General features: G+C 66.3%; 9 protein-coding genes and 2 pseudogenes. 7 read left to right on the top strand and 4 right to left on the bottom strand.

What is annotated here, in order from left to right; genetic code table 11:
• Nucleotides 1-12 precede the first annotated feature (12 nt).
• Nucleotides 13-1,022 (top strand): annotated as a pseudogene (locus DWV08_RS16595) (IS481 family transposase).
• Nucleotides 1,023-1,086: 64 nt separating this feature from the next.
• Nucleotides 1,087-1,749: a DUF6308 family protein gene (locus DWV08_RS16590; RefSeq protein ID WP_115414821.1), complete on the top strand. Its 663-nt coding sequence runs from the start codon at nt 1,087-1,089 to the stop codon at nt 1,747-1,749.
• A 75-nt stretch (nt 1,750-1,824) separates the two neighbouring features.
• Here DWV08_RS16590 and DWV08_RS16585 read toward each other — a convergent pair.
• Nucleotides 1,825-2,667 (bottom strand): annotated as a pseudogene (locus DWV08_RS16585) (IS256 family transposase); the annotation flags it as partial.
• A gap of 716 nt (nt 2,668-3,383) precedes the next feature.
• Between DWV08_RS16585 and DWV08_RS16580 the strand changes: the two are divergent.
• From DWV08_RS16580 to uidA, 4 genes are all read left to right on the top strand, one after another.
• Nucleotides 3,384-5,273 (top strand): flavin-containing monooxygenase, encoded by a 1,890-nt coding sequence (locus DWV08_RS16580; RefSeq protein ID WP_115414820.1) that lies wholly within the window; start codon nt 3,384-3,386, stop codon nt 5,271-5,273.
• 758 nt (nt 5,274-6,031) lie between these two features.
• Nucleotides 6,032-7,033: an SDR family NAD(P)-dependent oxidoreductase gene (locus DWV08_RS16575; RefSeq protein WP_115414819.1), complete on the top strand. Its 1,002-nt coding sequence runs from the start codon at nt 6,032-6,034 to the stop codon at nt 7,031-7,033.
• Between the two features lie 588 nt (nt 7,034-7,621).
• Nucleotides 7,622-9,016 (top strand): glycoside-pentoside-hexuronide (GPH):cation symporter, encoded by a 1,395-nt coding sequence (locus DWV08_RS16570; protein ID WP_115414818.1) that lies wholly within the window; start codon nt 7,622-7,624, stop codon nt 9,014-9,016.
• 69 nt (nt 9,017-9,085) lie between these two features.
• Nucleotides 9,086-10,879, top strand: a complete 1,794-nt coding sequence (gene uidA, locus DWV08_RS16565) for a beta-glucuronidase (protein WP_115414817.1) — start codon at nt 9,086-9,088, stop codon at nt 10,877-10,879.
• A gap of 35 nt (nt 10,880-10,914) precedes the next feature.
• On the opposite strand, the gene DWV08_RS16560 is transcribed toward uidA, so the two are convergent.
• The 3 genes from DWV08_RS16560 to DWV08_RS16550 form a co-directional block, all read right to left on the bottom strand.
• Nucleotides 10,915-11,955, bottom strand: a complete 1,041-nt coding sequence (locus tag DWV08_RS16560; RefSeq protein ID WP_115414816.1) for a LacI family DNA-binding transcriptional regulator — start codon at nt 11,953-11,955, stop codon at nt 10,915-10,917.
• A complete protein-coding gene (locus DWV08_RS16555; protein WP_162801611.1) occupies nt 11,936-12,430 on the bottom strand; it encodes a MarR family winged helix-turn-helix transcriptional regulator in 495 nt (164 codons plus the stop codon). Before DWV08_RS16555 ends, DWV08_RS16560 begins: the two co-directional genes overlap by 20 nt.
• 150 nt (nt 12,431-12,580) lie before the next feature.
• Nucleotides 12,581-13,174: a TetR family transcriptional regulator gene (locus DWV08_RS16550; protein WP_162801610.1), complete on the bottom strand. Its 594-nt coding sequence runs from the start codon at nt 13,172-13,174 to the stop codon at nt 12,581-12,583.
• 103 nt (nt 13,175-13,277) lie between these two features.
• Here DWV08_RS16550 and DWV08_RS16545 point away from each other — a divergent pair, with 103 nt between their 5' ends.
• Nucleotides 13,278-14,294, top strand: a complete 1,017-nt coding sequence (locus tag DWV08_RS16545; RefSeq protein WP_115414813.1) for a zinc-dependent alcohol dehydrogenase — start codon at nt 13,278-13,280, stop codon at nt 14,292-14,294.
• Nucleotides 14,295-14,324 lie beyond the last annotated feature (30 nt).

The raw sequence follows: 14,324 nt of genomic DNA, 5'->3' as shown, positions 1-14,324 counted from the left end.
GAGACCCGTTCCATGACCCACCGTAATGCCCCGCTGACCGTGATTGGAAGGCTGCGAGCCGTCGCGCAGGTGATCGAGCGGGGTCGTCCGATCGCTCACGTCGCTGCGGAGTTCCACATCGCCCGCTCGACCCTCTCGAAGTGGGTCGCCCGCTACCGCGACCACGGCGAGATCGGTCTCGAGGACCGCTCCAGCGCTCCCGCTCACCGGCCCACGCGCCTACCGGCCTGGGTGGTCGAGCTGATCGAGCACTGGCGACGGAAACGGAAGTGGTCGGCTCGTCGGATCGCCCGCGAACTCGCCGACGGGCACGACGTCCTCTACTGCGTGCGGACGGTGACGCGCTGGTTGGACCGCCTGGGCCTGAACCGGATCCGCGACATCACCCCGCACGGGGAGAACCTCCGGTCACCAGGGAGGATCATCGCCCGCTACCCCGGGCACATGGTCCACATCGACGTGAAGAAGGTCGGGAGATCCCCGACGGCGGCGGCTGGAAGGTCCACGGCCGCGACAGCGACGCCGCCCGCAGCTCGAAGCGAGGGAAGGGCAGGCGGGTCGGCTACACCTACCTCCACTCGGCGATCGACGGGTTCTCACGCCTCGCCTACACCGAACCGCTCGAGGACGAGACAGCGGCGACGACGATCGGGTTCCTCCATCGGGCGTTCGCGTTCTTCGCCGCGCACGGGATCACCCGGATCACGCGGCTGGTCAGCGACAACGGGGCGAACGACCGCTCGAACGCGTTCGCCAGCTCGGTCCGCGGGAAGGTCTCCCGTCATCAGCGGACCCGCGCCTACACGCCCCGCCACAACGGAAAGGTCGAGCGGTTCCAGCGGATCACCGCCGACGAGTTCCTCTACGCCGAGGTCTTCACCTCCGAACAGGAACGACGGGACCGCCACGCCGTCTGGCTCCACCACTACAACTACCATCGGCCCCACACCGCCTGCGGCGATCAGCCCCCGGCCTCACGCCTCCACACCGGCGTCGACAACGTCATGACCAACTACAACTAGTGCAGGTCTCCCCCCCCCTCCCGTCGCTCTTCACCCACCGCCCTGTCCCCCGCTGGAGGCACCCATGACCATTCGTGAAGCTGTAGCAGGCATCGCCCTGGACGAGGCGCAGAGGCTCGCCGGTGAGTACTTCGCCCCCTCGGAGAAGTTCCCCGGGACGCGGGCCTACACAGGAGCGCACTTCGACACATTCGCGCAGGACGAGAACCTCACGAACACACTCACCGCCCCTGACCTCCTTGCCGTGCAGTGCCTCTCCGTGACCGTTCCCCCGAGGGCAGCGCTAGGGATTCTGGGAGATTCCTCCCAGGAGATCTCTCGTCTACTCTCCGACATCGGCCCCGAACTCTCGATCGAGAAAATCAAGAATGAGAAGGAGTTCGAGAAGCTCCTCGGTGACGATTCCCCGGCACAGGAGCTATGGAACATTCTTCGGCGCAACGACCGCCGTGACCGGCGATGGGGCATCGGCCCCACGACCGCGAGCAAGATCATGGCACGCAAGAGGCCCCACCTGATCCCCATCGAGGATTCAGTGGTCAACCAGGTCACGGGCATCGGAGGCAAGAACTCCTGGCGCCAGTGGTGGGAGGCGCTCCGGGAGGACGAGTTTCTCGCGGAACGTGCTTCATCTGTGCGTTCACACGTGGGCCAGACCCAGCTCTCCACACTCCGCACACTCGATATCGTGCTGTGGAAATGGGGTGTTGAGAACGGCAGGAACTGATCGTGCAGGTGAAGACCCCGCAGATCGGCTCCAGTTGAGTCCCGCATAGTGGTGTAGCGATCTTTCGCTGAGGGGTCAGGCGATGAGAGCGGTCGGGGAGCTGGTGGCCACCTCCTCGTTCCCCGTGCCAGGGACGAGGGTGAGGCGACAGCGGGCGAGGACGTCCAATCCGAGATAGCGTCGCCCCTCAAGCCACTCGTCGGACTGTTCGGCCAGGACCGCGCCGACGAGCCGGACGATCGCCTCCCAGGTGGGGAAAATGCCGACGGAGTCCATGCGACGGCGGATCTCCTTGTTCAGCCGCTCGAACTGCGCGTTGACCGCTGCGACGTCGGGCTGGTCATAGGCGCTGTGCAGCATCGCCTTCACCGCCGGCCACATGCTCTTCAGCATCATGGCCATGAGGTTCGCGGCGTCGTGGGTGCGGCATCGCTGCCAGGCTGCCCCGGGAAGGTGCGCAGCGATCGCCTCGACGAGTCCCGCATGCGCATCACTGGTGACCAGGCGGACCCCTGCGAGGCCGCGGGCGACGAGGTCGGCGAAGACGCCGTTCCACGCAACACCCGTCTCGCTGGTCGCGACCCGCACGCCGAGCACCTCGCGGTGCCCGTCAGCGTTCACGCCGGTCGCGAGCAGGACGACGGCGTAGCTCACGCGACCGCCCTCACGAACCAACATGGTCAGCGTGTCGGCGGAGACGACCGTGAAGGGCCCGGCCACGTCCAGGGGGCCGTGGCGGAATTGTTCGACGTGCTCGTCCAACGACTCGACCATCCTGCTGACCTGCGACTTCGAGATGCTGTTGATTCCCAGGGGCCTGACGAGCTCATCCACGCGGCGCGTCGAGACGCCAGCGAGGCAGCAGTCCGCAACCACGGTGAAGGGAGCGGGCAGAGCCCACATCCTTCCCTGCAACACTTCTCCGCACCACAAATCATGTGACGTCTCCCAGCGCATCAGTCCCCTCACACCGAGACGTTCGTGGGGGTGGAGGCAGTCATTGCGCATCTCCGAATCGCCAGTTCGGCTGTGAACGGCTGCCTACTACCGATGAAGTACGCGTCCCACTACGGGCAGACGACGCGGGAACTTCACGGCCCAGGGACTCTTGAGAGGTGGCGACAGTCGACTTCCAGGAGGGCCGAATGAACCGCGGATGTTCTGCCGTGCACCGGGCCAATGTCACCCGACCTGCGACAGCGGGGCAGCGGCGCGCACAGCGCGCCGTGGCGAACCGGTCGGTCCGCTCCTGCCGACGTCAGGACACGCGATCCGGCAACGTCGCGACCACGTCGAGTCGGCCGCGGTCCCCGCGTCCTGAAATCAGAATCATGTGCCGTTTTCATGATCAGTTTCTGGGCAACGAGTCGGTCAGACGAGCTCGGGCATGGCTACCACGGATCCCCCAATGTCCCGCGCGAGGCGTCGCGTGCTCCGTGATCACAGAGACCAGCAAGACGATTCGCCCTCGCGCCGCACCACCACACGGGATTGCCTTGCTCTCACCGCAGCTCCACACACACCCACTCGCGGTTAGTTAGCCTTGAGCTAACCGCGTGCTCGCCCCGAACCGTCCCCGATGAATGAGCCCGCCACGTCACGGCGGGCGACCTCTCACGCAAAGGAGACACCGAATGAAGAACACCCCGATCAGCATGGAAGAGCTGCACCAGCTGCGCAGCAAGTACGCACAAGAGCGGGATCGCCGCACACGCGCCGACGGGGCACGCCAATACTTGCCCGCTTCAGGAGAGTTCGGCTACTACGCCAAGGACCCCTACACGCCTCGTGCGGAACGAGAGCCGAAGACCGACCAGGTCGAAGCACTCGTGATCGGCGCCGGGTTCGGAGGACTGCTGAGCGCAGGATTCCTGCGCGGCGAAGGACTCGACTCGATTCGACTGATGGACGAAGCGGGAGACGTGGGCGGGACCTGGTACTGGAATCGCTACCCTGGCATCCACTGCGACATTGAATCCTACGTCTACATGCCACTGCTCGAGGAGACCGGATACATTCCGACGCGCCGGTATGCTCCCGGCGAAGAGATCCGGCAGCATGCCATGCGTATCGCTCACCACTATGGCCTGTACGACGATTTCGTTCCTCACACCCGGGCGACGTCGCTCGAGTGGGACGAGAACGCACTGGAATGGGTTGTCGACACTGATCGTGGCGACCACTTCCGGGCCCGATTCGTCATCACGTCTTCCGGGACGCTGACTCAGCCGAAACTACCGGGGATCCCTGGCATCGAGACCTTCCGGGGCCACACTTTCCACACCAGCCGCTGGGACTACGCCTACACCGGCGGAACTGCTGACGGCGAGCTGACCGGCCTGGCTGACAAGCGCGTGGCTGTCGTCGGCACAGGAGCAACCGGGCTGCAGGTCGTGCCCCACCTGGCGGAGAGCGCTCGTGAGCTGTTCGTGTTCCAGCGCACCCCCTCGACGGTTGACGTACGGGACAATCGTGACACCGACCCCGAATGGGCGGAGTCATTGAAGCCCGGGTGGCAGCAGGAGAGGATGGACAACTTCCTCCGCGTCCTCTCCGGCGCGGAAGTCGACGAGGTCCTCGTCCAGGACGGCTGGACCGCAACCACAACCCTGCAACGGCACATTCTCTCTGGTTCTGTCGATGACTCCCTGTCGGATGACGACCGCGAGATCCGGGATGAGCTCGACGACGCCGCCGCGATGAACCGTCTTCGAGCCCGTGTCGACGAGGTAGTCCATGACCGTGCGACAGCAGAGGCGCTCAAGCCCTGGTACCGCTACATGTGCAAGCGTCCGGGGTTCAGCGACCACTACCTGCAGGCCTTCAACCGCCCCAGCGTGCACCTGATCGATACCGCTGATCACCAGGGAATCACCGCGATGACCGACACTTCCGTGGTCGTTGGAGACGAGACCTACGAGGTTGACTGCATCATCTTCGCCACGGGCTTCGAGACGGGAGTCTCTGGGGTCGTCTCGGGCGCACTTGCTGTGGCAGGCCGAGGCGGACAGCAGCTGCTGCATGCCTGGGCCCAGGGGCCGAGGACTCTGCACGGATTCTTCACCCATGGGTTCCCGAACCTCTTCCAGATCGGAGCGATCCACAACGCGAATTCGGTCAACTTTGTCCATATCCTGCAGGAACAGGCCCGACATATCAGCTCGATCATCTCTCGCGCCAAAGCCGAGGGAGCCCTCTGGATCGAACCCAGCGCCGAGGCCGAGGAAGAATGGGTCGCGACGGTCCAGGAGACGGCGCGCGATGTCTCGGACTTCCAGGCACGATGCACCCCTAGTTACTACAACGCGGAGGGCACACAGGCCATCACCGGGTTCACCTACTCCCCCGGTCCCGTGGCGTTCCACCAGCTGCTGGACGAGTGGCGCGGGGGCGACATGTCAGACGTCCTCGTGCACCACCTCGGCGACCGCCCCTCCCGCGAAGCGGCCTTCAGCGGAGCAACGTCAAGAATACTGCACGACAGTCAGCCACGACGGTCCTCGCTGGTGCCGCGCGTGTCCTGACCGGATGTGGCGGTGCCGAGCACACGGCGACTGCCCTGGACGCACGTCTGCGAGCCCCATGAACTCACCGGTGGCACGTTGCGTGAAGGCCCCGCCTTCCACGACGACGGAGAGCTCCATGTCGGTGACGTCATGTCGCCAGCCCGCGCGCCGAAGGTTGTGCACATCGACCCGGACGCTCTGAGCGCCGAGACGGTGCATGCGGACGAGAGCAGCGCGTCCACTTCTGCGCGGTGCGATCCGGCAGACGATCGCCTGCATCTGGCGGACATCCCATCGGGCGCGATCGTGAGCGTGAATGCCGAGGGAGGCGATCCCGCCCCGTTTCCACAAGGCGAGATCGACGGGCCCACGCCGATGCCCGACGATCTGAGCACAGACCCCGCAGAGAACACGCTCCTCACCGACACACGCGGGATGGATGCCCCGGGAAGAGATGCCCCGGGAAGACGCCGAGACGTGTCGTGGGTGTGGGGCTCAACGAGAAGGCCAGCGCCCTCACCGAGGGAAACGCCCACCAAGGCCTCCATGGCACGCCTGAGATGACCATCGACGACAGCACCGGCACATCGACGCAGACCGCCAAGACCCCCGGCAGCGGTTGTGATTCCGCGACCAATCGCGCCATCGCACCAGGGACGGCCTCGTCGTAGAACACAGTCAGCGGAAATGCGGCAGGACAATGTGCACCTTCGGTGCCGCCGCAGAAGACGTCTTCCAGGCCGATGACGGACAACACCGCAGAGAAAGGTAGAACCATGGCACTGAGTGCACATTCATCGATTTCGGAGTGGCTTGACGACCCCGAGGGGTCCGATCTCCTCAAGGGTCTGCTCGCCCAGGCAGGAACCTCTGCCGACTCGCTCGCACCCGTCAGAGCACTGCCGCTGCAACAGCTGGTCTCTCTGAGTCAGGGCAAGTTGCCGCAGTCGACCATTGACGATCTGGTGGCGCAGGTCAACGACGGAGCACAGCCGGACGAGACGACGTCGGGGGCCTGGCAGGAAGCGATCACGCCGGGAAGGTTCGATGGCCAGACGGTGATCGTCACAGGGGCCGCTTCGGGCATCGGTCGTGCGGTGGCCTCTCGCGTAGCGCGCGAGGGCGGTCGAGTGGTGGCCGTCGACGTCTCCGCGGATCGCCTCGCAGACCTCGAGACGACGCTGCCCGACTCGGGACTGGTGACCGTTGTGGGTGACATCACCGACCCCTCGTCCGTCGAGGCGATCGTTGACGCTGCTGGCGGCCGCATCGACGCCCTGGCGAACGTCGCAGGCATCAACGATGACTTCTCACCGCTGCACGAGACGACTGACGCCATCTGGGAGAAGATCATTGCCGTGAACCTCACCGGGACCTTCAACATCACCCGTGCTGTGCTCCCGGCCATGATCGACGCGAAGCGTGGCTCCGTGGTGAACATTGCGAGTGAGGCGGGGTTGCGCGGCAACGCCTCCGGCAACGCCTACACCGTCTCCAAGCACGGAGTCGTCGGACTTACCAAGTCCGCTGCGTTCATGTACGGTCCCGCCGGCGTCCGCATCAACGCCGTCGCTCCCGGCGGTGTTGCCACCAACATCCCGTTCCCTCCGAACATGTCGGAGGCTGGCACCGCGCGACTTCGCCCGTTCCAGGCGCAGATCCCGACCGTCGCCTCTGCTGAGCAGCTCGCCGCCTCGATCACGTTCCTGCTCTCGGATGATGGCGTGAACATCAACGGCGCAGTCCTGGCATCCGATGGCGGATGGTCCATCCAGTAGTCATTACTGATACGCGCCGTGGCCGGCCAGCATGCTGGGTGGCCACGGCGCTGCGCTGCGCTGGGCGATCCGGCGCCACTCACCGCCTTCGTGACGCGGCGGTGCGGCATGGGCCGCTCCGGGACCTGACTGCCGACAGCGGGTGATCCGTCATCGATCCGCACATCCTGCAGGCGCAGCACCCCGGATGAGGAACGTCCGGTGAACGCCTCCACGTCCGAGCGCTCGTGCTCGAAGAGGCCATCCAGCGCAGGTCACCCCCGTTCCGAGGCTCTCCACGAAGGATCCCCACTTCCCGGGAGAGGACCTCCCCTACCCCCTGACAGCGAGACCGCGACGAACGACGCGCCGTGCGTGGCAGGGCCCTGGTCAGCCCGGTCCGCCGACCCCCGGCCCACCTGTCTCGCCGCACCTCGCCCGCCACCTCAACTCGGCGCCACTCGCTTTGGCAATCGATTGACACCCAGCGGAAGGCTCCCTACTGTAGGGACCGGCCGGAGACGACCAGCTCGCTCCATCGCGCGTGGCAATCGATGGCCATCGCTGCTCCTCCCCATGCATCCATTCCGACGAAGAGGTCAGAACCCCATGTCAGACACGACCCACACCCCACCGGCTGAGGCGGCCACAGCGACCAAGCTCCGGCCAATCAACGTGCTCGCCTACGGAGCAGGTGACGCCGCGAACAGCCTGGCCTTCCTGCTGGCCTCGATCTTCCTCCTGGTGTACTACACCGATGTCGCGGGCATCTCTGCCGCGGCAGCCGGCACGCTCCTGCTCGTCGTGCGCATCTTCGACGGCATCGGTGACCTGATCGCCGGTCGAGTCGTCGACCGCACCAGCACACGCTTCGGGAAGTTCCGGCCTGTCATCGCGGTGTTCGCGATCCCCCTGCTCCTGTTGAGCATCGCCACGTTCTCCGTGCCTCAGATCGGCGAGTCCGGCGCGCTGCTCTATGCCTATCTCACGTACGCGGGGCTGAGCCTCGCCTACAGCTTCGTGAACATTCCCTACGGTTCGCTCGCAGGCGCGATGACCCAGGTGCCCACGGAGCGCGCGAAGCTCGCGACGGCCCGGACCGTGGCCGGCACGATCGTCGGCGGCGTGATCGCCATGGTGGTGGCTCCGCTGCTGACGCCGGACCGCGACCTGCAGCAGCTGTTCACCACGATCACGATCGTGTTCCTCGGCATCGGCGTCGTCCTCTACGCCTTCATGGTCCTGTTCACCAAGGAAGTCGTGGAGCGCGACGTGCCCAAGGTGACCCTCAAGCAGTCGATCGAGGTGCTCCGCACTAATCGCCCCCTCCTGATCCTCTCCATCAGCACTTTCGTGTTCCTGGTCGGAACCTTCGCCCAGAGCACCGCGATGATCTACTACATGCGGGACGTGATGGAGGCGCTCAACGTCTACTCGCTGAACGCTGGGATCGGGATCGTCACGGTCTTCCTCCTGGCCCCGCTCACCCCGACCATCGTCCGCCGGATCGGCAAGAAGACCGGCTACCTCATGGCCATCTCGTTCATGGGCCTCGGCGGTCTCATCCTGCTGCTCGCCCCGGCCGGCGTGTGGTGGATGGCCCTGATCGGTCTGGTCCTGGGTGGCGCGGGCATCAAGCTGACCAGCATGCTCATCTGGGCTCTCGAGGCGGACACCGTGGAGTACGGCGAGTGGCGCACCGGTGTGCGGGCCGAAGGCATCACCTACGCGCTCTTCTCCTTCGTGCGCAAGCTCGGCCAGGCCGTCGGCGGCGCCGTCGCCGCCTACGCGATCGCATGGGGCGGATACGAGGCCGGCACCGCCGTCGTGGGGACCTCGGTCGAATGGGGTGTCCGCGCAGCCGTCGGCGGCATCCCCCTGCTCATGGCCCTGCTCTCCATCGTGGTGATGATCGCCTACAAGCTGACCGATGAACGACATTCCGAGATTGTCACCGAGATCAAGGCCCGACGCGCCGAGCGATCCGTGCACGCCGCCGAGTGATCCACCCCGTCCTCGACGAGGATCCTGCGGACCCCGACCCATCCTTCCCACCCACCAGAAAGACGCCTCATGCTCAAGCCCCGCCCCACTCCCACCCGCGAACAGAGCTCCCTGAACGGTCTGTGGAGTTTCTGCATCGACTCGCGGGCAGGAGAACAGCCCTGGAACGCACCCCTTCCAGGCCCTCTTGAGGCAGCCGTGCCTGCGAGCTTCAACGACCAGTTCATCGATCCAGCGATTCGCGACCACGTGGGATGGGTGTACTACCAGAGGGAAGTCCAGGTCCCCCGGGGATGGGTCGGGGATCGCGTCCTGCTGCGATTCGACGCCGTCACCCACGAGGCCGTCGTCTACGCGGACGGGGAGCGGGTGGGCGCCCACGTCGGCGGATACACCCCCTTCGACGTCGATCTCACCGAACACGTCACGCCCGGCCGGACGTTCCGCCTCACCGTGGCCGTGAACAACCAGCTGACCAACGAGACCATCCCCCCGGGCACGGTCCACGAGACGGAGAACGGCGTCCGGAAGCAGAAGTATCTGCACGACTTCTACAACTACGCCGGAATTCCCCGCTCGGTGTACCTGCACAGCATTCCGACGAGTCATGTCGACGACGTGACCGTGACGACCCGGCGGCAGGGAACCACCGGGCTCGTGGACTACCGCGTGGAGACCACGGGGAGCGGCCGTGTCACGGTGGCGCTGCGAGACGAGGACGGCGCAGAGGTGGCATCCCTCGAGGGCGACCACGGCACGCTCGGGGTGCCCGAGGCCAGGCTCTGGCAGCCGGGGGCCGCCTACCTGTACGAGCTCGATGTGCAGCTCCACCAGGAGGGTCGCGTCGTGGACCACTACACAGTGCCGATCGGCATTCGCACCGTCGAGGTGCGTGGCAACGAGTTCCTCATCAACGGCGAGCCCTTCTACTTCAAGGGCTTCGGGAAGCACGAGGACAGCGCGGTCCGCGGCAAGGGGCATGATGACGCCTACCTCGTGCACGACACGCAGCTCCTGGAGTGGATCAACGCCAACTCGTTCCGCACTTCGCACTATCCGTATGCCGAAGAGGTTCTGGAGTACGCCGATCGACACGGGATCGTGGTGATCGACGAGACCGCCGCCGTAGGGCTGAACCTGGGTGTCGAAGGAGGACTCGCCGGGCGCCCCACCACTCCGTCGTTCTCTGCCGAGACCTTCAACGATGCGACGCAGGCGGCCTACGCGCAGCACGTCCGCGAACTCATCGCGCGGGACAAGAATCATCCGAGCGTGGTGATGTGGTGCCTGGCCAACGAGCCCGCCTCGAACGAAGAGGGAGCTCGGGAGTTCTTCGCACCGATTGTCGACCTGGCCCGGGAGCTCGATCCCACTCGTCCGCTCACGTATGCCGTGGTGATGTTCGCGAACGTCGGCAACGATCGGATCGTCGATCTGTTCGATGTGATCAGCCTCAACCGATACTACGGCTGGTACGTGTTCAGCGGAGATCTGGACAGCGCAGAGACCTATCTGCGGCGGGACATCAGCAGCTGGGTCGACGCGTACGACAAGCCTGTGATGATGACCGAGTACGGCGCGGACACGCAGCCCGGTGCTCACTCGATCTGGGATGCGCCCTGGACCGAGGAGTATCAGAGTGCGCTGCTCGCGATGCATCACAGGGTGTTCGACGAGTTCCCCCAGTTCGTGGGAGAGCAGATCTGGAACTTCGCCGACTTCCAGACCTCCAACGGCATCCATCGGGTGGAGGGGAACAAGAAGGGGATCTTCACTCGTGACCGCAAGCCGAAGGCTGCCGCGCACGAGCTCCGTCGGCGATGGAGAGCCTTCGGCGATCGCAAACCGACCGCCTCCGCCTGAGAGATGAGGGGGTCACGGCCCAGGCCGTGGCCCCCTCAACGTGGGGCCGGTCCCGTCGAGTCGCGCTCGACGAACGTGGTGGGTAGCTCGACCGGTGCGGCAGTCTTGCCCTCGATCTCTACGATGAGACGAGCGACGGCCGCCGCGCCGAGCTCCGAGGTCGGAGGGCGAATCGTCGAGAGTTGCGGAATCACGAAATCCGCGCCGAAGACGTCGTCGTGACCCACCAGGCTGAAGGCGTCCGGCACGCGGATGCCCTCGGAATGGGCGGCATGCAGGATCCCCACCGCCATCAGATCGTTGTAGGTGAACACGGCATCCGCAGGATGGCTGCCCAGGATCGCGAGGTTCGCCGCTCCGTCCGCGAGACGCAGCCCAGCGGCCTCGACATCACGAACCTCCATGCCACGTTCGGCCGCCGCCCGGTTCAATGCTTCGCGGCGTCGAACGCCCACCCACAGGGACTCCTCGACGGACATGGAGACGATGGATTCGTGCCCCAGCTCGGCGAGATGCTCCACTGCCTCGCGGTAACCGGCGTCCACCGCGGGCGTCACCGAGGGAATCCCGTCGACATCTCGGTTCACCAGCACCAACGGCCTGAACCCGGCAGCGCTGCGCAATGAGTGCTCGGCCGTGCGGGGCGAGACCAGCACGAACCCGTCGACGGACGAGGACAGCCGCCCCAAGGCGGCCACTTCCTGATCGGGACGCCCCCCGGTCTCTGCCAGCATCGCCCGAAAACCGGCACTCATGACCGAGTTCTCGACTCCACGCACGATGCCGGAGAACACCGGGTGGCTGATGACAGGGACGACGAGCCCGATGTTTCCCGTCCTGCCGCTGTGCAGGGCGCGGGCCTGCGCATTCGCACGGTAGCCCAGCACCTCGGCCGCCGCGCGGATGCGCTTCTCGGTCTCGCTGTTCAGCCGCCCGGGATTGCTGAGCCCCCGGGAGACGGTCGACGGGCTCAGATCTGTCAGGCGCGCGATGTCGTAGATCGTCGGTCGACGCCCGCCGCTCTTCTTCGTCCCCTCGACGGGGTCGCTCTGCTCATCACCCGTCAGCTGAGGCATCAGACGCCTTCCCCTCGGACTCGGACAGCCTGCGGAGTTCGCGGTTGACCGCCGCGAGCCCGTTCTCCAGTGCCTCCAGCTCCGCACGCTCAAGACCTGCGATCACGTGGTCTCCCAGGTGCGGGTCCGGCGAGGACACCTCCGCGACCACGGACCACCCGAGGGGAGTCAAGTGCAGCCGCCGCGCTCGATGATCGCTCTCGTCGGGAACGCGATCCACGAGTCCCCGCTGCACCAGCCTGTCGAGCGCGACGGTCACGGTCGGGAGCGAGACGCCCATCTGGCCCACCAGCTCCGTCGAGGTGCGCGGCTCCGGGCTGCACAGTGCGGTGAGCATCTTGAGCTGCTTCAGCGTGAGATCAGCCTCGAGCAGAGACCCGACCATGCGCGGCAAGGACCGCACTGAGATCGCGACGAGCAACGTCTGGATACGCTGCACGGCCTCCCTGCGCCGGCCATCCACCTGTTCGCTCACCATTCCAGCATAGAGCCTGCTCAGCTCGATTCTGCGGATTTGCTTAGTGTTGAGCTAATCGAATCTTGCAGGACCCACGCGCCCACCCGTGCACCGCGCCGCCATCGGCCCGACCCGGCCGCACCACGTGACCGCCCCGACGAGCAGGCATCACTCCTCCAGGAGCGCGGCGACATGCCCGGCGAACGGGGCGAGGCGAGCTGCCGCGTACTGGTCCAGATCCTCTTCAGGGGCGGGCGTCGCGGCCCAATCGCGGGTGGCCCGGGACGCGACAGCCATCAGCGCGTGGGTCACATCACCGAGCAGCTGTGGGTCTGCGCCCGAGGCTCGGGAGGTGGCGAACGCGACGAGCAGTCGGGAGATCTCGGCGGAGCGAAGCGCGGTGTAGGCCCTCAGCTCGGCGGAGTCGTCGACGATCCGCATCCGCCGCGCGAGGTCATCGTGCTCATCGACCCGGAAGCTCACCGAGACCTGGATCGCCTCGGTGAGCAGCGAGACGACCGGCGCGCGCGGAGCGGACACCAGGAACGCCTCGAGCCGCTGCAAGCGCTCGTCGTACTCCTCCCACATCAGGTCGCGTTTGCTCGGGAAGTAGGAGAACAGGGTGGTCCTGCTGACCCCGGCGGCGCGCGCGATGCTCGCGAGCGAGGTCCCGTCGAAGCCCTGCTCGGCGAACATGGCGCGGGCGAGATCCCGCAGCTGGGCGCGTGAGGTCTGGGGCGGCCTGCCGGGAGAGCGCGGCATCGGGCACCTCACCTTCCTCTCATTTCCGAACACTGTTAGATTATCCCGGGTCGACACCGTCGCCCGTGCCCGGGCGCGGATCAGCTCTAGAAGGGAGCGTCTCATGAGGTCCGTCCACGTCACCGGCCCTGACACGAACAGCTGGGTCGAGGTCGAGCGCCCACGCGTGGGTCCCCGGGACGTCCTGCTGAAGATGAAGGCCTGCGGGATCTGCGGCTCTGACGCCCTGTACTCGCAGGTCGGCGGGATCCCGCCGCGGCAGGGCGCCACCCCGCTCGGCCACGAGCCGGCCGCGGAGGTCGTGGAGCTCGGTGCCGAGGCCACCGGAGTGGAGATCGGGGACCACGTCGTCGTCGACACCATGGCGTTCACCGACGGGCTCCTCGGGTCCGGGGGACTGCAGGGCGCTCTGTCGGAATACGTGCTGGTCAAGGACATCGAACCCGGCAAGCAGCTGCGGGCGATCCCGAAGGAGATCCCGTGGCAGGTCGCCGCGCTCAACGAACCGATGGCTGTCGCGCACCACGCGGTCAACCGCTCCGGGGCGACCAGCGGCGACAAGGCCGTGGTCTTCGGCGCCGGGCCGATCGGCCTGGGCGCGGCCATCAGCCTGAAGGCGAAGGGGGTCGCCCACGTGGTCGTCGTGGACATCCAGTCGAGCCGTCTGGAGGTGGCCCGGGAGGTCGGTGCGGACGCTGTCATCAACTCGGCGGAAGAGGACGTGGTCGCCCGCCTGATCGCGCTGCACGGCGAGGCGACCGACGGCCTCGGTCATGGCGGTCACGCCGGCAGCGACGTGTACATCGACGCGGCCGGCGCCCCGGCGGTGGTCAAGACCATCCTGCAGGCGGCCAAGCACCGCGCCGTCCTCACGATCCCCGCCGTGCACAAGAAGCCGGTCGAGGTCGACTTCGGGAAGATCCTCGCCGCCGAGCTCGACATCCGCACCTCGATGGGATATCCGACGGAGATCTTCGAGGTCACCGATGCCCTGATCTCCAACACCGACAAGTACGCGAAGATCATAAGCCACACGTTCCCGTTCGATCAGGCGCTCGAGGCTCTCGACCTCGCGAAGACCCCGGGAGCGGCCGACAAGGTCGTCGTCACCTTCGACTGACGGCCTGCTGCCGCTCCCCGGGGTGGCGCT

This window comes from Brachybacterium saurashtrense (genome assembly GCF_003355475.1).
GTDB classification, from domain to species: Bacteria; Actinomycetota; Actinomycetes; order Actinomycetales; family Dermabacteraceae; genus Brachybacterium; species Brachybacterium saurashtrense.
This window is presented reverse-complemented; position numbering and strand designations above follow the sequence as displayed.

Coding starts and splice junctions, on each gene's coding strand:
- DWV08_RS16590 (WP_115414821.1), top strand. CDS start 1,087: ATGACCATTCGTGAAGCTGTAGCAGGCATCGCCCTGGACGAGGCGCAG.
- DWV08_RS16580 (WP_115414820.1), top strand. CDS start 3,384: ATGAAGAACACCCCGATCAGCATGGAAGAGCTGCACCAGCTGCGCAGC.
- DWV08_RS16575 (WP_115414819.1), top strand. CDS start 6,032: ATGGCACTGAGTGCACATTCATCGATTTCGGAGTGGCTTGACGACCCC.
- DWV08_RS16570 (WP_115414818.1), top strand. CDS start 7,622: ATGTCAGACACGACCCACACCCCACCGGCTGAGGCGGCCACAGCGACC.
- uidA (WP_115414817.1), top strand. CDS start 9,086: ATGCTCAAGCCCCGCCCCACTCCCACCCGCGAACAGAGCTCCCTGAAC.
- DWV08_RS16560 (WP_115414816.1), bottom strand. CDS start 11,955: ATGCCTCAGCTGACGGGTGATGAGCAGAGCGACCCCGTCGAGGGGACG.
- DWV08_RS16550 (WP_162801610.1), bottom strand. CDS start 13,174: ATGCCGCGCTCTCCCGGCAGGCCGCCCCAGACCTCACGCGCCCAGCTG.
- DWV08_RS16545 (WP_115414813.1), top strand. CDS start 13,278: ATGAGGTCCGTCCACGTCACCGGCCCTGACACGAACAGCTGGGTCGAG.